Consider the following 24,095-nt stretch of genomic DNA (forward strand, 5'->3'; position numbering starts at 1 on the left):
TTCTCCGATTGTGGGTTGGTCAAGGTTTATTGACAATTACATAGTCCGTTGACAGACTGTCAAAGTTATTTTGACAAAGGCCGCGCCATGGACGTCAACTCACTGACCTTGCTGGTCGATATTCTCGATGCGGGCAACCTGAGCGAGGCCGCCCGCCGGCTGAAAATGAGCCGCGCGAACGTGAGTTATCACCTGAACCAGTTGGAGCGTTCGATCGGGCTGCAACTGGTCAGGCGCACCACCCGCCGGGTCGAGGCGACCGAAATCGGCCTGCAGTTATACGAGCATGGCCGCACGATCCAGAATGCGTTGCTGGCTGCGCGCGAATCGGTCGCCACGCTGGGGCAGAGCCTGCAAGGGCGCGTGAGGTTGAGTGTGCCGAGCGGCTATGGGCAACTGGTCATGTCGGATTGGCTGATCGCCTTCAAGCGTCTTTATCCGGGGATTGTGCTGGATGTGATGTTCGAGAATCGGGTCGAGGATCTGATGCGCGACGAGGTCGACATCGCGGTTCGGGTCATGTCCGAGCCGCCGCAAAATCTCGTCGCGCGTGACATGGGGCCGGTGCGCTATGTTGCCTGTGCGTCGCCGGATTTTGTCGAAAGGCACGGCATGCCGGTGCGGCTCGATGATTTGCACACCGCGCCGCTGATTACGGCGGCGGTGGTCGGCAGGCAGTTGCGGGTGGCGGCTTATCTGCGCGATGAACGCCACGAAGTGCTGCTGGCGCCCACGATTATTTCCGAGAACTTTTTGTTCTTGCGCCAGGCGGTACTGGCCGGTCTGGGCGTCGGTCTGGTGCCCGACTACGTGGTGCAGGACGACCTGCGTCGCGGCGACGTGGTGACGGCGCTCGATGAATGGCGTCTGAGCATCTTCGGTACGAACATGTACATGCTCTATATGCCGAATCGGCATCACACGCGAGCGGCGGCGAGTTTTATCGAGTTCATCCTGGCGCAGGCGCACGGAAGTGAAAGAGGGGAATGGCTCGAACCGCAATGAAGCTTTTGTTCGTTCGGCGCGCTGGTGATCTGTGCGTGACAGGTGGGTAGAGCAAAAATTGCCTTGCTGAGTTGGCGTCCAGAAGAAAACAGCGTCAGCACCGCTGCCTCACTCGCAGGTATGCTTAACAAAACGGCGAGATAGCCGTGCGCCTGGCGGCACATCAAACTTCAGGGGAGACGGAGATGAAAGGGACAATCGCATTTCTCGCTCTGCTTGCAATCGCCATTGTCATTGCGTTGATCTCGCGTCTCCCGAGCGAGGAGGCCGTCCGGCTCGCCGGCTACGCGGCCACTGCGGCCTTCGCCGCACTCGTCACCTTCCTGATTCGCTGGCGAGCGAATCGCGCTCAACGAAACAAACGCGTCGGGTAACCGCGCACGCGAGGTATTCGCCCGACCTGCATGATGACTCTGCAGCGGCGCTGTGCGGGATCGATCACATGGGCACTGGCTTCGCGTCGGGTTCACCTCACACGCGCTAGGCCGATCGAACGCTCGCTTTCAATTCGTCGCCGAGAAAGTCGATGAACGTCCTGAGTTTCGCCGACAACCGATGCCGTTCCAGATAGATCGCGTGAATGTCCGCGTTAGGCAGCGCCCACTCCGTGAGCAACGGCACCAGTTCGCCACGTTGCAAGTGGCGGGAAATCTCCCACGCGGATCGCACGGCCACACCGCGCCCATCGAGCGCCCACTTCAGCACGGCGCTGCCGTCGTTGCTGCTCAGCGGACCGTCCACCTTCACCGTCTCGGATTTCTTGCCGCGCGCAAAGTGCCAGGTGCCGTACGCCGACTCGTTTTCGCGTAACACGAGGCACGCATGGTGCGTCAGATCATGAGGCGTGGCCGGTGCGCCATGCCGCTTTACATAGCTGGGCGCGGCACACACCAGCCGCTGGTTCTTCAGCAGCAACCGCGCATTGATACGCGCATCCGGCACCTCGCCAAAGCGAATGCCCAGGTCGAAGCCTTCTTCCTGCAAGCTGACCGGGCGATCCGTGAGGTGCAACTGGATTTTCATTGACGGATAGCGCTCGCTGAATCGCGAGATGGCCGGCGCGACGTGCGCGCGGCCGAAGCCGAAAGACGCGTTCACGCGCAATAGCCCCGTCGGCTCGGCGCGGCTGCTGGTGACCAGTTGTTCCAGTTCCGCGAGGTCGTCGAGGATGCGCGAGCCGTTCGCCAGATAGATCTCGCCTTCGGCCGTGAGGCTCAGGCGGCGCGTGGTCCGGTTGACCAGCCGGACGCCCAGGCGCTGTTCGAGTTGCGCGAGCCGCTTGCTGATCGACGGCGGCGTCACGCCGAGCTCACGCGCCGCGGCCGCCAGACTGCGATGGCGCGCTACCAGCGCGAACAGATTCAGGTCGGAAAAGCCGTCCATCAATTCGTTCCTAAAAGTTAATTCCGGATTGCGTCAATAGAAACTATATCGCTGTGGGCATCAATTAGACTGCATTCAGATACGGGAGGCAACGATGTTTACAGGTTTCACCGACGCGTCGATCCACGTCGACGACATCCATATCCACGCGATCCGCGGCGGCAACGGCCCGGCTTTATTGCTGTTGCACGGCCATCCGCAGACCCATGCGATCTGGCACAAGGTTGCGCCCACGCTGGCCCAGCACTTCACGGTCATTGCCGCGGATCTGCGCGGCTACGGCGACAGCGGCAAACCGCAAGGCGCGCCCGACCACAGCAACTATTCGAAACGACGCATGGCCGCGGATCAGGTGTCGTTGATGCGTGCCTTAGGCTTCACACGATTTGCCGTAATCGGCCACGACCGGGGTGGACGCGTTGCGGCTCGCATGGCGCTCGATCATCCGCAAGCCGTGAGCAAGCTGATCACGCTGGACGTCGCGCCGACACTCGCCATGTATGAGCAAACCTCGTTTGCATTTGCGCGTGCTTACTGGCACTGGTTTTTTCTCGTGCGTCCCGCGCCGTTTCCGGAAACGCTGATTCGTGCCGATCCCGATCTCTATCTGACGCAGACCATCGGCGCACGCAGCGCCGGGCTGGCGCCGTTCACCGATGCTGCCTACGCCGAGTATTTGCGCTGTCTGTCAGACCCCACCAGCGCGCACGGCATCTGCGAAGACTACCGCGCGAGTATCACGATCGACCTCGATCACGACCGGGCCTCGCTCGCGGAAGGCCAGAAGATCGAGTGCGATTTCCTGGCGTTGTGGGGCGCGCAAGGCGTCATCGAGCAATGTTTCGAGCCGCTCGCCGAATGGCGTCAATGGTCGGCGCACGTGAGCGGCGAGGCGTTGCCGTGCGGTCACTACATTCCCGAGGAAGCGCCCGAGTTGTTGCTCGAACGCGTCCTGCCGTTCTTGCAATCCTAGCCGCCGGTCGGCCCATCATGTCAAAACGCACCCTTTACCAGAAGCTCGTCGATTCGCACGTTGTCACGCGTATCGATGCGCAAAACGTGCTGCTGTATGTCGATCTGCATCTGATGAACGAATACACCAGCCCACAGGCATTCAGCGCGCTTGCAGCAAAAGCACGGCCCGTACGTCGTCCGCGGCAGCAGTTGGCGGTGGTCAGCCACATCATTCCCACGCATGCGGAATCGCCGCGCGTGATTCGCGATGCCGCTTCGTTGTTGCAGGCCAACAATCTGGCGTGTAACTGTGAGCAGGCCGGTATCGAGCTGTACGCGGCGAACGATCCGCTGCAAGGCATCGAACATATCGTCGCGCCCGAACGCGGTTTGATTCGCCCGGGCATGGTCGTGCTGTGCGGCGACAGTCACACGACCACGTACGGTGCGCTCGGCGCATTGGGTTTCGGCATCGGCACCTCGGAGGTCGAGCATGTGCTGGCGACCCAAACGCTGGTCTATCGCGTCGCGCAAACCATGCGTATCACGATCGACGGAGCGTTGCCTTACGGAACGTCCTCGAAGGACGTGATCCTGTGGATCATCAGCCGCATCGGCGCACAGGGCGCGCGGGGTTATGCGGTGGAGTTCGCCGGCTCGACGATCGCCTCGCTGTCGGCGGAAGCGCGCATGACCTTATGCAACATGACCGTCGAAGCCGGTGCGCGAGCGGCCTTGATCGCACCTGATGCGACCACGTTCGACTATGTCCGCATGCATGCAACAACACTGGACGATGCCGCGTGGGCTGCCGCCATGAACGACTGGCAAGAACTGAAATCGGACCCGGGCGCGAGTTTCGATGTCGAACATCATTTCGATGCACACGATATCGCGCCGTTCGTCACGTGGGGCACGAGCCCCGATCAGGCGATTGCGATCGATCAGCGCATTCCCAATGCGGCTGCTCAAAAGACACCGGAGGCCGGCGCGGCGCTGCGGCGCGCGCTCGACTACATCGGGCTTGAGATGGACCAGCCGATTGCGGGTACGCCGATCGATCGCGTGTTCATCGGCTCGTGCACCAATGGACGCATCGAAGATCTGCGTGTGGTCGCGGCGATTGTGCGAGGGCGCCATGTCGCGCAAGGGGTGCGCGCGATGGTGGTGCCGGGCTCGGGCAGTGTGCGCCGCCAGGCCGAGGCCGAGGGCATTGCGGCACTGCTGCGCGCGGCCGGTTTTGAATGGCGTGAGCCGGGCTGCTCGATGTGTCTTGCGATGAACGACGATTTCCTCGCGGTAGGCGAGCGCTGCGCCTCCACGACCAATCGTAATTTTGAAGGACGTCAGGGACGCGGCGGCCGCACCCATCTGATGAGTCCCGCCATGGCCGCCGCCGCGGCACTCACCGGGCGCATCACCGACGTCCGCACGCTGGAGACGCAATCATGCTGACGAGACTCACTGAAATCGCGGGAATCGCCGCGCCACTGCCGATCGAAAACCTCGACACCGATCAGATCATGCCGAAGCAGTTTCTTCGCATCATCGACAAGGCCGGGTTGAGCGAGGGCCTGCTTTATGACTTGCGTTTCGACGCTGAAGGCGAGCCGCGCCCGGATTGCGTGCTGAATCAGGTGGCGTATCGCGACGCGTGCATTTTGATCGGTGGGTCGAATTTCGGCTGCGGGTCGAGTCGTGAGCATGCGGTCTGGGGGCTTCAGCAATTCGGTTTCGAAGCCGTGATCGCGCCCAGCTTCGCGGAGATTTTCTATTCGAATGCGATGAATAACCGCTTGCTGCTAGTGCAACTGGAACGCGAGGAAATCGACGTCCTGCTGCATGACGTGTCGACACATCCGGCCGCGCGGCTGCATATCGACCTCGACCGGCAAACGGTGACGGTCGCCGGCGGCCGCGTGTTCACGTTCCCGCTCGGCGCACGTCACAAACAAATGGTGATCGACGGCATGGACACCATCGACCTCACGCTCGCTTCACTGCCCGCGATTGAAGCGTTCGAGCAGGCCCATTTCGAACGGCATCGCTGGGCCGCCGTGCTGTAAATCCACTGGCGGCACTCGCGCCGCCATTCAAGCGAAACGCGCGTGACAGATTCCCCGGCAGAGGGGAAGGGACGCGTTTCGCCTTTAAAAACGGAGGAGACATGAAACGCAAACCGCTCTATAAAGTGCTGTACGTGCAGGTGATCGTGGCGATCGTGATCGGTGTGTTCGTGGGCCATTTCCTGCCTGCGGACGCGGTGGCGATGAAACCGCTCGGTGACGCCTTCATCAAACTCGTGCGCATGATCATCAGCCCGGTGATCTTCTGCACCGTCGTGACCGGCATCGCCAGTATGCACGACATGCGCAAGGTTGGCCGCGTGGGTGGCAAGGCGTTACTGTATTTCGAAGTGGTGTCGACTCTCGCGCTCGCCATCGGCTTGCTGGCCGCGCACGTGCTGAAACCCGGTGCGGGTTTCAACGTCGATCCCGCCACGCTGGACGCCGGCACGGTGTCCAGTTACGCCGCACAAGCCGCGCACGGTGAGGGGCTCCCGGGATTCTTCATGCACATCATCCCGGAGACATTCGTCGGTGCGTTCACGCAGGGCGATATCCTGCCGGTGCTGCTGATTGCCATGCTTTTCGGCACGGCGCTCGCCGTGATGGGTGAACCCGCGAAACCCGTCATTGGTTTGGTCGAACTGCTGTCGAAAACTTTCTTCCGCATTGTGCGCATGATCACAAGCCTCGCGCCGATCGGCGCGTTCGGCGCCATCGCGTTCACGATCGGCAAATATGGCATCGTCTCCCTGCTGCCGATGATGAAACTGATCGGCACGTTCTATCTGACCGCCTTCCTGTTCGTTTCGTGCGGGCTGGGCCTGGTCGCACGGGCATGCGGTTTCAGCTTGTGGCGCTTCGTCGTGTATATCAAGGACGAACTGCTGATCGTGCTCGGCACGTCGACATCCGAAGCGGCCTTGCCACAACTGATGGAAAAGCTCGAACGGCTCGGCTGCTCTCGCGGGATCGTCGGGCTGGTCGTGCCGACGGGATACTCGTTCAATCTCGACGGCACCAATATCTACATGACGCTTGCGGTGCTATTTCTGGCCCAGGCCACGAACACGCATTTGACGATTGCTCAGGAGATCACGTTGCTGGCGGTGACGATGCTGACGTCGAAGGGCTCGACCGGCGTCACAGGGGCGGGTTTTATCACGCTGGCCGCGAGTCTTTCCGTCGTGCCGACCGTGCCGGTGACGGCGATGGTACTGATTCTCGGCATCGACCGTTTCATGTCGGAGTGCCGCGCGCTGACCAATACGATGGGCAATGGCGTGGCGTCGATCGTGATTGCAGCATGGGAGAAGGAACTGGATCGCGACAAGCTCAAGGCGGCGTTGGCGGGACCGGTTTCCCCGGCTGGCCCGGTCGCCGCAGAGGAGGGCGTGGCCATCGTCGCTCGCGCAACCGAACGTGAAGCGCAGCGCTCGATCTGACTACGCCGCGGTGGTCGCCTCATGGCCATGCACCAGCGACAACAACCCGCGGCGCGAATTCACGCCAAGCTTCGCGAAGGCGCGCTTGGCGTAGGTTTCGACGGTCGATTCCTTGACGCCCATGGCCTCGGCGATCGACAGCGTCGTCATCCCCTTGACGAAGGCCGAGCACACGCTTGTCTCTCTCGACGACAGCAGGATCGAGTGGCGCGTCAGATATGTTTGAAGCATGTCCACCGGCGCGATCCTGTTGACGTTGTCGTCGAGTGGCACGCCGACCATTCGCGTATGCAGTTCCGCCAGCGGTAACAGCATCTGCGCGAGATGCTTCAGGACGCTTAGCTCGTACAGCGAGAACGCCGGCAAGCGCCGTGAACGGCAGATGGACAGCGAATAGGCGATGCCGTTGGACGGCCGCACCACCACGCATTCGTCGTGGATATTGGCGACGTCGTAAATCAGGCAGCGCAACTCCGTATCTTCGATCGCCTGTGCCGACAGGTGAATCAATTCGACCTGCTGGGCGTCGAAAAGACGGTCGTTGAGCGGATCGCGGTCCACGAAAGTGCCGAAGTAAGTCTCCATTGTCCGCTGCAACATCTCGAGGTCGGAGGCATAGCTGCCGATCCACTCGACACGCCGGGCGCGTGTTTCCCGCGGCGTGACGCGCGTGCGTTGCATGTGCAACGAATCGCAGTCGACGAACTGCTTCACGCAGTCGAACACGTGCCGCAGAAAGCGTGACGAGCCTGCGGAATCGACTACCGGACCCATGGCGTTCGACAGCGCGCCCAATTGCCCGATAGACAGCGGTGGAGGGGAGGAAGAAGCGTTCATGACCTGATATTTTTAGCGGAAAGCCGCAGCAGCTGTAACTGATAACACGAAAAAATCAGCGCGCCCATTGCGGCTTACCCATCCATCTGCATGGCCCGGATACCGGAACGCGGAAAACCCACGGCAAAGACGTTTATATCCCGCGTGTCCCCCCTGAGTCGGGACAGACGGCGTTTTTTCGCCTCCCTAGACTCTGTCCATCGTTGCATCACCATGAAACGGGGACGGAGGTCGAGGATGGAAATTAGCGGGTGGGGTAGGAGACTGACACGGCCGATGCGGGCGCTGTCGATATGTTTGCTGACTGCGGCGGCGCATGCGGACCCGGCGGTCGTGAACGTCTACAACTGGGGCAATTCGATCGGCAAGGATACGGTCGCCAACTTCGAGAAGGAGACTGGCATCCACGTGGTGTATCAGGAGTTCGACAGCAATGAGACCTTGCAGGCCAAATTGCTCTCAGGCAGCTCAGGCTACGACGTCGTGGTGCCGTCGGACGCCTTCTGGGCGAAGCAGGTGGCCGCCGGCATTTACCAGCCGCTCGACAAAGCGAAGCTGCCCAACTATGCACTGCTCGACCCCAGGCTGATGGCGCTGCTCGCCGCCGACGATCCCGGACATCAATACGGCGTGCCATGGAGTTGGGGAACAGACGGTTTCGGCATTAACGTCGAGAAGGTGCAGGCGGCGCTTGGCAAGGACGCCAAGGTCGACGGCCTCGATCTGCTGTTCGATCCGAAGAACGCCGCGAAACTCAAAAGCTGCGGCATTTCGTTGATCGATTCGCCGCGCGATGTGTTCGGCAGTGTGCTGCTGTATATGAAGCGCGATCCGAATAGCGCCAATCCCAAGGACTACCAGGACGCGATGACGGTGTTGAAGGGTATTCGCCCATATATCGCGCAGTTCAGCACCGGCAGCTATATCGGCGACCTCGCGAACGGCGATATCTGTCTCGCGCTCGGCTGGTCGGGCGACGTGAATACGGCGCGACGTTCCGCGCTGGACGCACATCGTTCCTATCACATCAAATACATTCTGCCGAACGAAGGCGGTCCGATCTGGTTCGACGTGATGGCCGTGCCGAAAGATGCGCCGCACCCCGATGCCGCGCTGAAATGGGTCAACTTCGTGCTGTCCGAGAAGGAGAGTGCGAACCTGACGAACGACACCTCGTACCCCACGGCGGTCGCAAGCGCGTCGAAACTGGTGCATGCGGATGTGCTGGCCGATCCGGCGGTGTTCCCGCCACCGGCTGATTTCAACAGGCTGTTCGCGGTCAAGCCGTTGCCGACCGAGATCAACCGGCTCGTGACGCGTCTGTGGCAACAGTACAAGACCGATTAGCGGCCCGAACGGACTATCTAACGAAGCGGGGGCACTCGGTTGCGTCACTGAGTTACGTCACGAAGTTACGTCACTGAATCACGTCACCGAGTCACGTCACTCAGTTTCGTATAACCCCGCGCTCAACCAACCTGCACGCTTTCCGCCGCCGCGTCTCGCGACGAGGTGCGGATCAACTCGTCCATTCGACGTCTTTCATCATGAAACTTAAAGTCGTTGTTCTCGTGAGTGCGCTCGCGTTCCAGTTGACTGCCCTTGCTGCACAGACGGACGCGGCCGCGCGGCCCACGGTCGCCGCGCAACTCGACGCATTACAGGCGCAAATCACATCGCTGCAAGCGGAAATTCATAGCCTGCAGGCTCAAGCCAAAACTCAGGCTACGTTGAACACGACGCCGCAGATCGCAGCATCCGCATCCGCACCGGCGTCTGTCGCAGCACCCATTTCCGCGCAGGACACCGCAGCATTAGCACACGATTTCCAGTCGATGCATGAACAGGTCAACAACCTCACGTTGAAAACGGACACGCTCGAAGACGCGGCCACCACAGGCCCGCTCGCCGGCCTGAGCGTGACCGGCTATATCGATCCGTTGTACCTGTATAACCGCGCGCAGCATTCAGGCGGCTTCCAGTTCCTGAATCATGATCCGGGCGTCTACGACTACTTTGAAAGCCAGATCGGCGATGTCTACCTCGACATCAAGAAGACGTTTGGTGTCGGCCCGCTCGCGCCGGCTGCGGAGATCGTGATCCAGCCGAATCGTGGCGTGGGTTCGACCTTGAGCAGCGGCCATGGCACCGTGGGCAACAACATCCTGACGCAAGCCGATGTGACGGTGCCGCTGAATTCACTGACGACTTTCACGGCGGGCCTGTTGCAGAGCCCGATTGGCTACGAGCCGCTGCCGTCGAATCAAATGCTGACGCTGACGCACAACCTGCTGTACGACTTCAGCGAGCCGGCGGGCATGGTCGGCATCGGCCTGAAGGGTAACAACGAGATCTTCACGCATTTCTGGCAGGTGTACATCGCGAACGAACAGTTGCGCACGTCGTCGGCTATCGTCAACGGCCCCAACAATACTTCGCAGAGCAACTGGGTGCCGTCGCTCAGCGCGCGCTTCGACAATGCACTCTCGACGGCGCTCGACATTGGCATAGCGGGCATGATCGGCCGCTCGACGCTGTTTTCACCGTGCGCGAATCCGGGCGGCTATGGTTACCAATGCAATGCATCGACACCCTTCGGCATGATGCGTTACGTCGAAACCGACCTGACCTACACGCGCGACAAGCTGCAACTGAACGCACAGTTCGACTACGGCGATCAGCAGAAGGGCGCTTACGACGGCGGCACCGCGCGCTGGTACGGCATTTCACTGCAGGGCCACAAGAAGTGGACGTCCACGTGGCTCGGCCACATGGGCGCAACGCTGCGTTTCGACTACCTGAACGACACCGCCAACGGCGGCGGTGCGCCGAACATTCTGTACGGCCTTTCAGGCGGCAATCCTTCGGTGAATGCCACGAGCGGATTCGGCATCGATCCGGCGTGCTTCTCCGCTTCGACACGCAATGGCACCGAATGCAAGGGCGCGACGCACTACGACATCACGGCCGACCTGCTGTTCTTCCCGACCCAGCAGATCACGCTGAAGTTCGAGTACCGGCACGACCAGGCCAACCATCCGGTGTTCCTGATGAACGACGGCACCTACTCACGCGCCAACGACATTCTGGCGACCCAGTTCATCTATTCATTCTGACGACGACCATGACGAACTTCTCACACGACGCAGCCCACGACGCGCTGCGCTACCGCAACTGCACCTTCGTCAACGGCGCGATCTACACCGGCGGCGCGACGCCGACCTTCGCGGAATGTCTCGCCGTGCGCGACGGCATGATTGCGTACGTCGGCAGCCGCGCCGGCTTGCCGCAAGCCCTCCGCAATACGGAAGAAATCGACCTGCGTGGCCGCATGATCGTGCCCGGTTTCACGGATTCGCACGCGCATCCCGTCGAAGGATTCCAGCTAACGTGTGACGGCGACCTCGGCGACGCGCATTCATTCGACGCCATTGCCCACCAGGTCCGCGAATGCGCCGCCTTGCATCCACAGCGCAGTTGGGTGATGGCCGGCAACGTCGCGCTTGAAGCGCTCGGCGAGCGACTCAACCGCACGGCGCTCGACACGATGGTGCGTGACCGCCCGCTGCTGCTGATTGGCCACGACGTGCATTCAGGCTGCCTGAACACAGTCGCATTGCGCGCCCTCGGCGTGAGCGCGACAACGCCCGACCCCGAAGGTGGCATTTACGAACGCGATGAGCATGGCGAGCCCACGGGCGTCGTCCATGAAGCGGCGTTATACGGGTTGTTTCGTCATCTCCCTCAAATGGGCGCCGACGAGTCCGCGTTCGCGTTGCAGAAGGCACAGCGCCAGGCCCACGAAAACGGCATCACGGGATGGTTCGAAGCGATGGTGGGGCAACGCCTCGTCGACGCCTACGTGCGGGCACGAGACCGCGGCGAATTGAAGGCAAACGTAAGTTTGGGCTTACTGGTGTCACCGAACATGGCGCTTGCACCCCAGATCGCCAAGCTGACCGACTGGCGTCACCAGTACGACGGCGGCCGCGTACGGTTGCATACGGCAAAGATTTTTATCGACGGCGTGCTGGAAAGCCGCACGGGCGCCTTGTTAAGCAACTACGAAGACGCCGACCACAACGGCGCAGCGCACTGGGATCCTACACAACTGCGCGAGGCCGTATTCGCTGCCGACGCTGCCGGCTTCGACCTTCACTTCCACACGATTGGAGACCGTGCGGTCCGCATGGCATTGGACGCACTCGAAGCACTGAACCATGAACGCGGGCGCCGCGACCGCCGCGCGCAACTGGCTCATGTGCAACTGATCGACCCACAAGACATACCGCGTTTCGCGGAGACGGGTGCAATCGCATCGATTCAGGCCGTCTGGGGCAGCATCGCCCCAGATTTGCGGGCGTTGTACATGCAATTGCTTGGTGAGCGACGCATGAGCCGCCAGTATGCATTCGGCGATTTGCATCGCCACGGCGCCATGTTATCCGGCGGTTCCGACTGGCCGGTCTCGACCCAAAACCCGCTAGTGGCAATGGAAACCGCATTACGCCGCGCGACGCCGGGCGACATCACCGACACGCCGTTCCTCCCCGAGCAAAGCGTCGACCTGGCGACAATGATGCAGGCCTACACCCACAATTCCGCATACAGCTTACGCTTCGACGACCGATCCGGAGAACTGCGTGCCGGCCGCCCGGCATCACTAGCGATATTGAGTGATGACATCCGCGACGTAGCACCACACCGCATAGCGGAAGTAACGACGACAATGACATTATTCGAGGGCGAACCAGTCCACGGCAACCTCGACTAACGAAGTCAGACCTCAACAAGGCGGGAAAAAAAATTTCCCGCCAAACAGACCAACGACACCGGTTTCCCAGGCAAACCCATCCGCGACGCACGCAGTGCGAAGTGGGCGCTGACGAGCCCCTTGTCACTAACGCTGAAGGTGCGAGCACACAGATTCCAGATGCACCACTACCGCCGCTGTGCGGGGGCCCCGCTTAAGAGTTTGCGGTGTGAGCCGCTTTCTTTGCTTATCTTTCTTTGCGGCGGCAAAGAAAGTAAGTGCCGCCCCGCACAGGGGCAACCCTAATAGACCAATAACAATTCAAGAAAAGGCCAAAGAGGCAACACCAGAGAAGCAACCCCAGACAGAAAACCAGAAGAAGAAAACCCCAAACCACAATCCCGCGACCGCACCCACCCCCATGCTACGATGCTCCGTCACCTGCGCAGAACACCGGAGACACAAATGCATCCAGAAAGCGCCACCCGTTTCGACGAACAATTCGCGCCTCGCATTGCCGCCGCAATCGCCGCATGTTTCGCTACCACCGTCCACACTGAAGTGCTCCCCTACGGCGGCCACGGCCACCCCACCCGCGTACGCATCCACGCAACACCCATCGAAGACCTACGCCACTACCCCCATCCATTGAATCTATTCCTGACCTGGGATAGCGACGAGATCGAACGGCTAATGGGCGCAGAAGGCCCAGCGCGCTTCGCAGGCTATCTAGCCGCATTGCCCCGCAAGCTCGAAGCCTGGCGCCACGTGCGCGAACTGGATTTTGTCTCGCACACCCAGGCTGAGCCGGCGGTATTGCTCGGCGGCCTCGACTTCGAGTCGTGATCAGGAAGCCGCGCCGATCCGGAAGAAGCTCACGCTCTGCACGAGACCCGATGCCTTGCTCTGCACCGCATCGGCTGCCGCAGCCGCCTGCTCGACCAACGCCGCATTACTCTGCGTCACCTGATCCATCTGCGTGACCGCATCGTTCACTTCCGCAATACCTTGTGCCTGATCGACGCTGGCCGTCGCGATCGCCTCGACGATGCGCGTTACGCTGCCCGCGCTTTGCACTACACCGTCCATCGTATTGCTCGCATGGTTGATCAACTGCGTGCCGGCGTCGATCGTAGCAACCGATTCGCGAATCAGCGCCTTGATTTCGCGCGCGGCATCGGCCGAGCGTTGCGCGAGACTGCGCACTTCACTCGCGACCACCGCGAAGCCGCGCCCCTGCGTGCCGGCGCGCGCCGCTTCCACCGCTGCGTTGAGCGCCAGAATATTGGTCTGCGCGGCGATCGCCTCGACCACCGCGATGATATCGACGATGCGCTTGGACGCCGCGTCGATCTGGCCCATGGTGCGTACGGCGTCGGTCATCACAACGCCGCCGTCGCGTGCCGCTTGCGCCGCGGTTTGCGCGAGCGAGGTGGCCTCGCGCGCGTTGCTGGCGTTGCGCTGAACCGAGTCGGTGAAATGCTGCATCGACGCCGCGGTTTCTTCGAGCGAGGCGGCCTGTTGTTCCGTGCGCGCCGACAGGTCGAGGTTGCCGGCGGCAATCTCCTGCGTGGCTGAAGAGATCGTGTTCGCGCCTTCGCGAATTTCGCTGACGATGTGCCGCAAGCGTTGATTCATTTCGTTGAGCGCAACCAGCAGTTGACCCGTTTCGTCGCGGCTCGCAACAGCGACGTCGGCGCGCAGATCGCCTGCCGCAACCGCTTGCGCGACCCCGACCGCCTGCCTGACCGGCACCGTAATGCTGCGGCTCAGGAACCAGATCGCGAAGGTGCCTGCGCCGAGCGAGCAGATCACGACCGATAGCAGCAGCACGCAGGCGAGCGTATACGCGCGTTCCGCAGCCTCGCTCGTGCGCACGTTGGAGTCTTGCGCCTGTTGCATCACCCGGGCGACGATGTCGTCGATAGCGGCGGTCGGCGCGCGGTCGATGCCCTTGACCAGGCCATCGACGACATGCGCCGTATTCGGATCGGCCGCGTCGTAGTGCTTGAGTGCGTCGAGGTAACTGTCCTGAAGCGTGGCGTGCGTGGCGAGCGCCTTGTCGACACCGTCGACGCTGGCGCCCAATGCGCTCAACTGATCCTTCAGACTCAGCAGGGCAGCGTGCGTCGTACCGCTTTCCTTGCTGAAGGCGTCACGGTATTTGGCAAACGCAGCCGGGTCCGCGCCGCGCAGCAACAGGTCCTTCCATTCCTGCACCTGCTTCTTGAATTCGACCTGCGCGACGCGCGCCGTGTCGGCGGCTTGCGCGTATTGACTGAGCGTTTGCGCGGACTGGATTTGCAATGCATGCGTATTCGACAACGCGTGCCACCCTTCGAGGCCCACCACCATTGTTGCGGCGAGCAGCACCGCGCCAAGCAGCGCCAACTTGACGGCGATCTTCAGGTTTCTATAGAACGTCACTACGATTTCCTCTGGCAGACCTTAGTCCAGCTTGAATTGCGTCACGGCACTGGCAAGACTCACGGCCTGGCTTTGCAACGCGGCGGCCGCCGCCGTGGATTCCTCGACCAGCGCGGCGTTCTGCTGAACCATTTCATCGAGTTGGCTCACCGCGCGGTTCACTTCCTGAATGCCGCGCGTTTGCTCGTTGGCCGCCTGGGTGATTTCGGAAATGATGGTGGTCACGTTGGCGACGTTGCTGACGATCTCCGTCATCGTCTCGCCAGCCTGGCGCACCTGGCCCGAGCCGGACGTCACGCTCGCCACGGTCGCTTCGATCAGCGCCTTGATTTCCTTCGCGGCCTGCGCGCTGCGTTGCGCGAGGCTGCGCACTTCGCCGGCCACCACGGCGAAGCCGCGGCCCTGTTCGCCGGCGCGCGCCGCTTCCACTGCTGCGTTCAACGCGAGAATGTTGGTCTGGAATGCAATGCCGTCGATCACGCCGATGATGTCGGAAATCTTCACCGATGCATGTTCGATCTCGCCCATCGTCGTAATCACTTCGGAGATCACGACGCCGCCGCGCGAGGCGACCTGCGACGCGGACACGGCGGTATCGTCGGCCTGCTTTGCGGCGCTGGCAGATTGCGTGACCGTCGAGGTGATTTCTTCCATCGACGCAGCCGTCTGTTGCAGGCTGGCCGCCGCGGATTCGGTGCGGCCCGACAGGTCGACGTTGCCCGCGGCGATTTCATTGGCGGCCACACGCACCGATTCGCTGGCGTCGCGAATCTGGCGCATCACGTGGCTGAGTTTGTCGATGAAGGTATTGAACGAGCGCGCGATCTGCGCGACTTCGTCGTTGCCGACAGCCGGCAGACGTTGTGTCAGATCGCCTTCGCCCGAGCCGATCGCGTCCATCGCGTCGCGTACTTTCGACAGGCGTTGGAACGACACGGCGGTCACCGCGGCCACGATGGCGGCGGCAATTGCGGCGATTACGATCAAGGCGATCACCGACGCGGTCAACAGCGATCGCATGCCCGCCGTCGCTTCCGATTTGTCGAGCGCGACGACCGCATACCAGTCGGTGCCGGGAATAGCCTCGGCGCGCAGCAGTTTCGTGCTGCCACCCATGTCGACTTCGACCGGGTGTTCGGCGCTGAAGAGTGCCGTCAGCTTGTCGCTGGTGAGCGCGGGCGCGAGGTCCGATACCGGCTTCAGGGTCAGCTTCGCGTCCGGGTGCGCGACGATATGGCCGCTTGCGTCGATCAACATGCCGAAGCTCGCGGGTGTTGGGTGAATCGCCTTGACGTTGGCAATCACGCTGTCCATCGCAACATCGCCGGACACCACGCCTTTCACCACGCCGTCGCGCACCACAGGCGCGGCAAATGCGACCACCAGCTTGCCCGTGCCCACGTCCACATACGGCGGCGTCACCACCGGCTTGCCGGCGGCGGCGGCCTGTTTGTACCAGGGGCGGCCGGTCGGATCGTAGTCGGGCGGAATGCCGGTCGGGTCCGAGAATTTGGCCGTCTTGTCCGCGTAGCCGACGTACACGTTGGTGAACTTGCCGGCTGCGGCGATCTGCTTCAACGCGGCCGACGGATCGGGTTGCAGAACCGCGTCCTGCAGGGAGTTGATCATCTGGCTATTGGCGGCGACCCAATCGTCGATACCGTCCGCATGACCGCTTTCGACAGCGTTCAAACTGCTTTCAATCGCATCGGCGTTATACGAGTTGGCGACGACATAGTTGAGAACCGCGTTAGCAGCGAGCGCAACCACAACGATGGCGACGCACAGGGCGACGATGCGCGCGCGAATGGAAGAGAACATGGTGGGAGTCTTTCGGAGTAAGCAGTGAGCCGTAGTCGGTGAGGCGGGGGCCTCATACGCGGTATACGGCGCGAGCGGTGCGGACTTGAGCCGGTAATGCTTTCAGTTCCTGTCGATTGCCGGGAAAGCCGCTTGTGGCAACGCGACGCGACGCCACACATTTTTTCGTGCGATACGGTTTTTTTCAATGAATGCCGAAACAGCACCCCGGCGGCGAGGTGCAGGGCGCTGTATTCGTATGACAATAACGGTGGCTAAGACGCAATGCGACGCTGTGTGTCGATGCGGGAAAATGGTTTCACATCACTGGAGAATGCAGATGATGCGGGTGGTCGAGTGTCTCACCTACGATGCGCAGCGCCTCTTCGCATTCTTCACGCGTCTTCGAGCCACCGAGGCACACGCGCATAGCGTTGGGCGGATTGCCGTCGGTGGAAAAGGCCGCGCCCGCAACGGCGGCAATGCCCTGGTTGCGCAGTTGCAATGCGAGTTCGGATGCGCTCCAGCCGCTTTCCACCGGTACCGGTAACCACAGATGAAAGCCGTCTGGATGTGCTTCGTAAGGCCACGCTTCGAGCATGCGCGATGCAATCGCCTGACGCGCGCGCGATTCGTTGCGGATCGCGTTGAGCATGTCGAGCGCGGTGCCGTCGGCGATCCATTGTGTTGCGAGGGTGACCGTGAACGGACTCGCCATCACCGTTGTCGCGCGCAACGCACCGGCGAGGCGCTGCGTTTGTCTGGCAGTGGGCGCGTGCAGATGCGCGACCCGCAAACCGGCGCCGAGACTCTTCGATAAACCTGTCACGTAGTAGGTCAGTTCGGGCGCGAAACTCGCGAGTGCAGCGGGCGCGCTTTGCGGCAGCATCGCGTAGGCATCGTCTTCGATGATCGGGACGCTGTAGCGCAACGCGACGTCGGCGAGCGCTTCGCGCCGTTTATGCGTGAGCGTGAGCGTGCTTGGGTTTTGCAGCGTCGGGTTGCAATAGAACGCGCTTGGCTTGTCGGTCTTGCAGAGCGCTTCGAACGCGTGCGCGAGCGGGCCTTCGTCGTCGCGCGGCAGCGCCTGCAGACGCACGCCGAGCTGCGCGGCGATCGCCTTGATGCCGGGGTAGGCAAGGGTGTCGAGACAGATCGTACCGCCGGGCCGTGCCAACTGTGAGACGAGCGCCACCAGCGCGCTATGAATGCCGGGGCATACCAGCACGTTCTGCGCGTCGCAGTGCGGCACGCGGCGTTTCAGCCACTCGGCGCCCGCGTCCTTGTCCTCCGCCGAGCCGCCGAAGTCCTGATAACGCAGTAACTGATAGGGATCGCTGCCGCTCATCAGGCGTGCTGCCGAGTCGCGCAAACGCGCGGCGTAGTCGGATGGCTCGGGTGGCGTATTCATCGACATTTCGATGCTGCTGCCGCCGGCGAGCGGCAAGGTAGCGGTACGGCCACGCACGAAGGTGCCGCTGCCCGCGCGCGAATCGAGCAGGCCGCGCTTGCGCGCTTCCGCATAGGCGCGCGCCACCGTCGTGTAGTTCAGCGCGAGTTCTTCAGCCAGATCGCGCAGTCCCGGCAGGCGGTCGCGCGGACGCAGTCGGCCGGTGGCGAGATCCTCTTCGATCAGATCGGGAATCGCGAGGTAGGCCGGCTTGCGGATGTCGGCGAGGCGTTTGATCCAGTGATGTGTCGGGCTGCTCATTGATGGTCTTCGGATGGGGTGAGGATCATTGATCGCATCCGTATGCGATCAATGATCGGATTGATCGTCTGTGGTGAATGAGTGCACCACGCCGACCCGTCTACGCAGGCAAACCGCACCTGGCTGGTGCGATATCGCGGGTTAAGGGCGATTGCCTGCGGCGCTCCGGCTGTACGCAAGCTTCGCGCCAAAAAAATTTTCGAGTCGCATCTCGAATCGAGGTCGAATTGATTGCTGATTGATCGCATTGGCGTGGTCGATCAATGGCACGGCCGTTGCGTTAAGAGAAGCGCGCACAGTTGAGCGCGCCTTCTTTTAATTAGCAAACCTGATCGGAGAGTGTCATGCCAGCCGTCAACAAACCGCTGCATCAGAAGGGCGATTATCTTGTCGACTACGAAGAGAAGGTCTTCGAAGACGTGAAGGCCGAACCTGGCGAGAAGGCGCTCGTCACGTTTCATACGGTCGCGTTCGAGGGTTCGATCGGCTTCGTCAATCTGTTGCAGGCCACGCGCTTGCAACGCAAGGGTTTCGAAACGTCGGTGCTGCTTTACGGGCCGGGTGTCACGCTCGGTCTGCAGCGCGGCTTTCCGACGCTTGGCGACGAGGCGTTCCCCGGCCACCTGAATTTCAACAAGCAACTGATGAAGTTCATGGAAGAGGGCGGCAAAGTGTACGCGTGCCGGTTCGCGCTGCAAGCCTTGTATGGTCACGGCGAGGCCTCGTTGATCGAAGGCATTCGCCCGATCAGTCCGCTCGATGTGCTCGACATCCAGTTGCTTCATCGCAAGGACAACGCGCTGATCATCCACACGTGGACCGTTTGACGAGAGGCGGGTGACCACTATGTCCGACAAACGCATCGTGCGTGCCGCCGCCGTCCAGATCGCACCGGACTTCGAACGCAGCGGCGGCACCCTCGAGAAGGTATGCGAGGCCATTGAGAAAGCGGCGCGCGAAGGCGTGCAACTGATCGTGTTCCCCGAAACCTTCGTGCCGTACTACCCGTACTTTTCTTTCGTGCGTCCACCGGTTGCTTCCGGCGCCGATCACATGAAGCTCTACGAGGAAGCCGTGATCGTGCCGGGACCGGTGACGCAGGCGGTGGCCGAGCGGGCGCGTTTGCATCGGATGGTTGTGGTGCTCGGCGTCAACGAACGCGACCACGGCAGCCTCTACAACACGCAGCTGATCTTCGACGTGGACGGGCAACTGGTGCTCAAGCGCCGCAAGATCACGCCGACGTTTCATGAACGGATGATCTGGGGGCAGGGCGACGCGGCCGGTTTGAAGGTCGCGCAAACGGCGGTGGCGCGCGTCGGTGCGCTCGCCTGCTGGGAGCACTACAACCCGCTTGCGCGCTATGCCTTGATGACGCAGCACGAAGAGATTCATTGCAGCCAGTTTCCTGGGTCACTCGTGGGGCCGATCTTCGCCGATCAGATCGAGGTGACGATCCGGCATCACGCATTGGAGTCGGGCTGCTTCGTGGTCAATGCAACGGGCTGGCTGAGTGAGGCGCAGATTGCATCGGTCACATCCGATGCGAATTTGCAGAAGGCGCTGCGCGGCGGCTGCAATACCGCGATCGTGTCGCCTGAAGGACAGCATCTGGCGCAGCCGCTGCGTGAGGGCGAAGGCATGGTGATTGCCGATCTCGACATGAGTCTGATCACCAAGCGCAAACGCATGATGGATTCGGTCGGCCATTACGCGCGGCCGGAATTGCTGAGTCTTGCGATCAACCGGCGGCCGGCGGAAACCGTCGCGCCGATGCCGGCGTGGTCCAGTGCTTCGAACACCGGCTTCAATTCAACCGAGGAATGGCGTGATGAGCTCCAGCGAGACACTGTCGGCAGCGAGCCGGCAATTGATGACTGAATTGCAGTCGACTGGTTTGCGGCTCGTGTCTCCGGATGCGGGCGCCGCGAGCCGGCGTGGCGGCGCCGGACCTTCGGACCACAAGGCCGTGACGGTGGATGGTGTGACGATCATGGTGCCGGTGCATACGAGCACCGCGTGGCACTCGCCGTTCGTCGCAGAGACGCCGGATGTGAACGGCTCGAGCGCGTTGCTGCGCGGCACGATTCCGATTGCTAATATCAGCTTTCCCAAAGCACCGCGCTTTTACGGCATGCAGACGCTCGACGGCGTGCCTTATTCGCACATTGCCGCGCTGCATAGTGCGGACGTGCTGGCCACGACCGTGCTGCAGACCTGCATTCGCTACGAGAGCCGCCGCAAGAGTTGCAAGTTTTGCGCGATCGGGCAGTCGCTCGCGGCAGGCCGCACGATTGCGCGCAAGACGCCGGAGCAGTTGGCCGAAGTGGCGCGCGCAGCCGTATTGCTCGACGGCGTCAAGCATATGGTGCTGACCACCGGCACGCCGCCCACCTCCGATCGCGGCGCGCAGATTCTGTGCGAAAGCGCGTTCGCCATCAAAGCGGCGGTCGATCTGCCGATCCAGGCGCAATGCGAACCACCCGACGACGACCGCTGGTTCGCGCGCATGAAAGCCAGCGGCATCGATACGCTCGGCATGCATCTCGAAGTGGTGACGCCGGCATTGCGCGAACGCATCATGCCGGGCAAAGCGAGCGTGCCGCTGGCGCGCTACATGGAAGCGTTCAAGGCGGCTGTGGCGGTGTTCGGACGCGGCCAGGTCAGCACCTACATCCTTGCCGGCCTTGGCGATAGCGCGGAGGCGATTCTGGCCATGTCGCGCGAGTTGATCGAACTCGGTGTCTATCCGTTCGTTGTGCCGTTCGTGCCGATCAGCGGCACGCCGCTCGAAGATCATCCCGCGCCCACGCCTGAGTTCATGAAGTCGGTTCTGCAGCCACTCGGCAGCATGCTCAACGCCGCGTCGATGCGTTCGAGCGATATCAAGGCCGGTTGCGGAAAATGCGGCGCGTGTTCGTCGTTGTCGTCGTACGAGGAGTGATCATGTTCGGTGAAGCGATTGCAGGCAACGCGCTGGATGGGGACGTGAGTTTCGCGCCCTACGCGCCGAGCGAATTCCGCATCAAATGGACCACCCTCGACTGGGAAGCCGACGAAGCGTACAAGCTGCGCCGCGCGGTGTTCTGCATCGAGCAGGGTATTTTTGTCGGCGATGACCGCGACGATACCGACCTGCACGCGCAGCAACTGGTGGCCGTGAGTTGTGTCGCCGGCATGCCCGAGCAGGTGATTGGCACGGTACGGATTCATCGCGACGAGGGCCGCGTGTGGTTCGGCTCGCGTCTTGCCGTGCATGCCGCCTTTCGCCGCCATGGAAAAATCGGCGCAACGTTGATCCGTCTTGCCGTGAGCAGCGCTCATGCGCTTGGTTGCGAGACTTTTCTCGCGCATGTGCAGAGCCAGAACGTGCCGCTCTTTCGCGCGATGCATTGGGACGTGCTTGCAGAGGAAACGTTATTGGGGCGGCCGCATCATCTGATGCAGGCGCAACTGGACTGGTATCCGCCGTGCGTGACGCCGTACAGCGGCTTTGTGACTCGCTTTGTGACTCATACGCAACCGCATGGCGTGGCTTCTGGACGGAGCACGGCATGAGGAGCATGGCCGATTTCGTCGCCAGCCTGCGCGAGAGTCGCGGGTTTCGGCACAAGACGGATATCGCCGAGGTGGTCGGCTCGCTCGCCGGGTGTTTGCCTCGCGGCACGCAGGATCTCGCACAGGCAGTCGCATTAGGCGACGATTGCGCGGCTATTGCCGATGGCGAGGGCTGCCTGCTGTTCGCCATCGAAGGCATGGTCAGCGATTTCGTGAGCGCAATGCCTTGGTTCGCCGGCTACAGCAGCGTCATGGTCAACATCAGCGATATCTATGCGATGGGCGGCCGGCCGCTGGCGGTGGTCGACGCGCTATGGAGTCGAGGCATCGATTCGGCCGGGGAGGTGCTTGCCGGCATGGCGGCGGCCTCCGTCGCTTATGGCGTGCCGATAGTCGGCGGTCACACGAATACACGCAGCGACGCGGCGCAACTGGCGGTGTCGATTGTGGGGCGCGCGAAAGCACTGCTGTCGAGTTTCAATGCGACGCCCGGTGACCGCTTGATGATGGCCGTCGATTTGCGCGGTCACTTCGAGGAACCGTATCCGTTCTGGAATGCGTCGGTGGGTGCACCGCCTGACCGTTTGAGAGCCGATCTCGAACTGCTTGCGCAGTTGGCGGAAAGCGGCTTATGCGATGCGGCGAAGGACATCAGCATGGCCGGCACGCTCGGCACGGCGCTCATGTTGCTCGAGTGCTCGCGGGTGGGCGCACGGATCGATATCGAACGTATTCCGAAGCCGGTGGACGTTCCGCTTGAGCGATGGGTCACTGCCTTTCCGAGCTTTGGCTATCTGCTATCGGTTCGGGAAGCGCAAGTGGACGCCGTGCAGGCGCTGTTCGATTCGCGCTCGCTGGCTTGCGCCGTGATCGGTTCTGTCGATGCATCGTCCGAAGTGGTTTTGCGTTACCACGATGAGACGGCGGTGTTGTGGGATTTCAATCGCGAGCCCTTCATGGTGGCGGAGGACGGTCCGCGATGAACGCGCTGCGTATCGCGTTGCTGACGCATTCGGTCAATCCGCGCGGCGGCGTAGTGCACACGCTTGAACTGGCGGCCGCGTTGACCGCGCTCGGTCATGACGTGACTGTCTTTGCGCCGGCCGCGCCGGGTGAGACGCTGTTTCGCCTGCCGCCATGCCGCGTGATCTATGCACCGGTCACGCTGTCTCAGTCCAGCACGGTAGCCATGGTGGAGGCGCGCATTCATGCATTCCGGCAGACGCTGATGGAGCACGACGCGTGGTCGTTCGATGTGCTACACGCGCAGGACAGTATCAGTGGCAACGCGCTTGCCGAGTTGAAAGCGCGAGGGCTGATTCGCGGTTTTATGCGTACCGTTCATCACCTGGATCATTTCGACGATCCACGTCTCGCCGCCTGGCAGCGGCGAGCGTACGAGGATGCGGAGCAAGTGTTGTGTGTCAGCGATACGTGGACTCGCGAGATGCGTTCGACTTTTGGTATCACGGCGCTGACTGTGCCGAACGGCGTCGACATCACACGCTTTACACCTGACGAGGATGCGCACGACGCGTTGATCAAGCGGCGCCTGGGTATGGATGGTGGCCCGATCGTACTTTCGGTGGGCGGTATCGAGGCGCGCAAGAACACACTCACACTGCTCGAAGCGTTCGCGTTGGTGCTGCGCACGGCGCCGGCTGCGCAACTTGTGATCGCCGGGGGCGCAAGCCTGCTCGACCACGACGTCTACACCCGCAGCGTGCTTAAGCGAGCGGCGGCGCTGGGATTGTCGATGGGTCCACATGAACGCGTGGTGGTGACCGGGCCGCTCGACGACGCCGCCATGCCCGCGCTCTTTCGCAGCGCCGACGTGTTGTCGATGGTGTCGTTGCGCGAGGGCTTCGGCCTGGTGGTGCTGGAAGCGCTTGCTAGTGGCACACCGGTGGTTGCCTCGGCAATCGCGCCGTTCACCGAATACCTCGACGGCGCCACCTGTTACTGGGCAAATCCGGCCGATATAGGGTCGATCGCGGCAGCCTTGCTGCGCGCTCTCAGCGGTAGTCGTATTGATTTCGACCGGGCAGTGCCCGCGTTACTCGCACGCTTCAGCTGGGCGGCGAGTGCACGGCGTCACGTCGACGTATACCGCCAATTGCTTGCAACACGCGCATTGGCTCTTCATTGATCACTTG

21 protein-coding genes are annotated in these 24,095 nt (G+C 62.0%); 16 read left to right on the forward strand and 5 right to left on the reverse strand.

Annotated elements, in window-relative coordinates:
- The first annotated feature begins 87 nt into the window (after positions 1-87).
- Together PQQ95_RS31065 and PQQ95_RS31070 are read left to right on the forward strand one after the other, a co-directional pair.
- Positions 88-1,005, forward strand: coding sequence for a LysR family transcriptional regulator (locus PQQ95_RS31065; RefSeq protein WP_408444696.1), 918 nt, complete (start codon positions 88-90; stop codon positions 1,003-1,005).
- Between the two features lie 185 nt (positions 1,006-1,190).
- On the forward strand, positions 1,191-1,379 hold the full coding sequence (locus tag PQQ95_RS31070) for a hypothetical protein (RefSeq protein ID WP_408444699.1): 189 nt from the start codon (positions 1,191-1,193) through the stop codon (positions 1,377-1,379).
- Between the two features lie 106 nt (positions 1,380-1,485).
- Here PQQ95_RS31070 and PQQ95_RS31075 read toward each other — a convergent pair whose 3' ends face one another.
- Entirely contained in the window at positions 1,486-2,388 is a 903-nt protein-coding gene (locus PQQ95_RS31075) for a LysR family transcriptional regulator (RefSeq protein ID WP_408444702.1), read from the reverse strand.
- A 94-nt stretch (positions 2,389-2,482) separates the two neighbouring features.
- On the opposite strand from PQQ95_RS31075, the gene PQQ95_RS31080 reads away from it, so the two are divergent.
- The 4 genes from PQQ95_RS31080 to PQQ95_RS31095 all read left to right on the forward strand — a co-directional run bounded on the left by PQQ95_RS31080 (position 2,483) and on the right by PQQ95_RS31095 (position 6,853).
- A complete protein-coding gene (locus PQQ95_RS31080; RefSeq protein WP_408444705.1) occupies positions 2,483-3,361 on the forward strand; it encodes an alpha/beta fold hydrolase in 879 nt (292 codons plus the stop codon).
- 17 nt (positions 3,362-3,378) lie between these two features.
- The gene (gene leuC / locus PQQ95_RS31085) at positions 3,379-4,797 is read left to right on the forward strand and encodes a 3-isopropylmalate dehydratase large subunit (protein WP_408444707.1); all 1,419 of its coding nucleotides are present in this window, start codon (positions 3,379-3,381) and stop codon (positions 4,795-4,797) included.
- Entirely contained in the window at positions 4,794-5,408 is a 615-nt protein-coding gene (gene leuD, locus PQQ95_RS31090) for a 3-isopropylmalate dehydratase small subunit (RefSeq protein ID WP_408444863.1), read from the forward strand. The genes leuC and leuD overlap by 4 nt, the downstream gene beginning before the upstream one ends.
- Positions 5,409-5,509: 101 nt before the next feature.
- A complete protein-coding gene (locus PQQ95_RS31095) occupies positions 5,510-6,853 on the forward strand; it encodes a dicarboxylate/amino acid:cation symporter (RefSeq protein WP_408444710.1) in 1,344 nt (447 codons plus the stop codon).
- On the opposite strand, the gene PQQ95_RS31100 is transcribed toward PQQ95_RS31095, so the two are convergent.
- Positions 6,854-7,690: a helix-turn-helix transcriptional regulator gene (locus tag PQQ95_RS31100; protein WP_408444713.1), complete on the reverse strand. Its 837-nt coding sequence runs from the start codon at positions 7,688-7,690 to the stop codon at positions 6,854-6,856. It lies immediately after the preceding gene.
- A gap of 276 nt (positions 7,691-7,966) precedes the next feature.
- Between PQQ95_RS31100 and PQQ95_RS31105 the strand changes: the two genes are divergently transcribed.
- From PQQ95_RS31105 to PQQ95_RS31120, 4 genes are all read left to right on the forward strand, one after another.
- A complete protein-coding gene (locus PQQ95_RS31105; protein ID WP_408444866.1) occupies positions 7,967-9,037 on the forward strand; it encodes an extracellular solute-binding protein in 1,071 nt (356 codons plus the stop codon).
- Positions 9,038-9,237: 200 nt separating this feature from the next.
- Positions 9,238-10,806: a DUF3138 family protein gene (locus tag PQQ95_RS31110; protein WP_408444714.1), complete on the forward strand. Its 1,569-nt coding sequence runs from the start codon at positions 9,238-9,240 to the stop codon at positions 10,804-10,806.
- 8 nt (positions 10,807-10,814) lie between these two features.
- Positions 10,815-12,464, forward strand: a complete 1,650-nt coding sequence (locus tag PQQ95_RS31115) for an amidohydrolase (RefSeq protein WP_408444717.1) — start codon at positions 10,815-10,817, stop codon at positions 12,462-12,464.
- Positions 12,465-12,908: 444 nt separating this feature from the next.
- The gene (locus PQQ95_RS31120; RefSeq protein WP_408444720.1) at positions 12,909-13,289 is read left to right on the forward strand and encodes a DUF5594 family protein; all 381 of its coding nucleotides are present in this window, start codon (positions 12,909-12,911) and stop codon (positions 13,287-13,289) included.
- Here PQQ95_RS31120 and PQQ95_RS31125 read toward each other — a convergent pair whose 3' ends face one another.
- The 3 genes from PQQ95_RS31125 to PQQ95_RS31135 all read right to left on the reverse strand — a co-directional run bounded on the left by PQQ95_RS31125 (position 13,290) and on the right by PQQ95_RS31135 (position 18,381).
- Positions 13,290-14,870, reverse strand: coding sequence for a methyl-accepting chemotaxis protein (locus PQQ95_RS31125; protein ID WP_408444723.1), 1,581 nt, complete (start codon positions 14,868-14,870; stop codon positions 13,290-13,292).
- Between the two features lie 21 nt (positions 14,871-14,891).
- Positions 14,892-16,691: a methyl-accepting chemotaxis protein gene (locus tag PQQ95_RS31130; RefSeq protein ID WP_408444726.1), complete on the reverse strand. Its 1,800-nt coding sequence runs from the start codon at positions 16,689-16,691 to the stop codon at positions 14,892-14,894.
- A 298-nt stretch (positions 16,692-16,989) separates the two neighbouring features.
- Positions 16,990-18,381 carry an aminotransferase-like domain-containing protein gene (locus PQQ95_RS31135; RefSeq protein WP_408444728.1) on the reverse strand — a complete coding sequence of 464 codons (1,392 nt, stop codon included), beginning with the start codon at positions 18,379-18,381 and terminating at the stop codon, positions 16,990-16,992.
- A 344-nt stretch (positions 18,382-18,725) separates the two neighbouring features.
- Here PQQ95_RS31135 and PQQ95_RS31140 point away from each other — a divergent pair, with 344 nt between their 5' ends.
- The 6 genes from PQQ95_RS31140 to PQQ95_RS31165 are packed head-to-tail and all read left to right on the forward strand — an operon-like array spanning position 18,726 to position 24,088.
- A complete protein-coding gene (locus PQQ95_RS31140; RefSeq protein ID WP_054040483.1) occupies positions 18,726-19,208 on the forward strand; it encodes an MSMEG_0572/Sll0783 family nitrogen starvation response protein in 483 nt (160 codons plus the stop codon).
- Between the two features lie 19 nt (positions 19,209-19,227).
- Positions 19,228-20,262 carry a Nit6803 family nitrilase gene (locus tag PQQ95_RS31145; RefSeq protein WP_408444731.1) on the forward strand — a complete coding sequence of 345 codons (1,035 nt, stop codon included), beginning with the start codon at positions 19,228-19,230 and terminating at the stop codon, positions 20,260-20,262.
- Positions 20,255-21,325, forward strand: coding sequence for an MSMEG_0568 family radical SAM protein (locus PQQ95_RS31150; protein ID WP_408444868.1), 1,071 nt, complete (start codon positions 20,255-20,257; stop codon positions 21,323-21,325). The genes PQQ95_RS31145 and PQQ95_RS31150 overlap by 8 nt, the downstream gene beginning before the upstream one ends.
- 2 nt (positions 21,326-21,327) lie before the next feature.
- Entirely contained in the window at positions 21,328-21,939 is a 612-nt protein-coding gene (locus PQQ95_RS31155) for an MSMEG_0567/Sll0786 family nitrogen starvation N-acetyltransferase (RefSeq protein WP_408444734.1), read from the forward strand.
- Complete coding sequence (locus PQQ95_RS31160) at positions 21,936-22,922, forward strand: sll0787 family AIR synthase-like protein (RefSeq protein WP_408444737.1); 987 nt, start codon at positions 21,936-21,938, stop codon at positions 22,920-22,922. The genes PQQ95_RS31155 and PQQ95_RS31160 overlap by 4 nt, the downstream gene beginning before the upstream one ends.
- Complete coding sequence (locus PQQ95_RS31165) at positions 22,919-24,088, forward strand: MSMEG_0565 family glycosyltransferase (protein WP_408444740.1); 1,170 nt, start codon at positions 22,919-22,921, stop codon at positions 24,086-24,088. Before PQQ95_RS31160 ends, PQQ95_RS31165 begins: the two co-directional genes overlap by 4 nt.
- The last annotated feature ends 7 nt before the right edge of the window (positions 24,089-24,095 follow it).

Origin of the sequence: Paraburkholderia caffeinilytica, from assembly GCF_046030355.1 — a bacterium.
GTDB lineage: Bacteria > Pseudomonadota > Gammaproteobacteria > Burkholderiales > Burkholderiaceae > Paraburkholderia > Paraburkholderia caffeinilytica_B.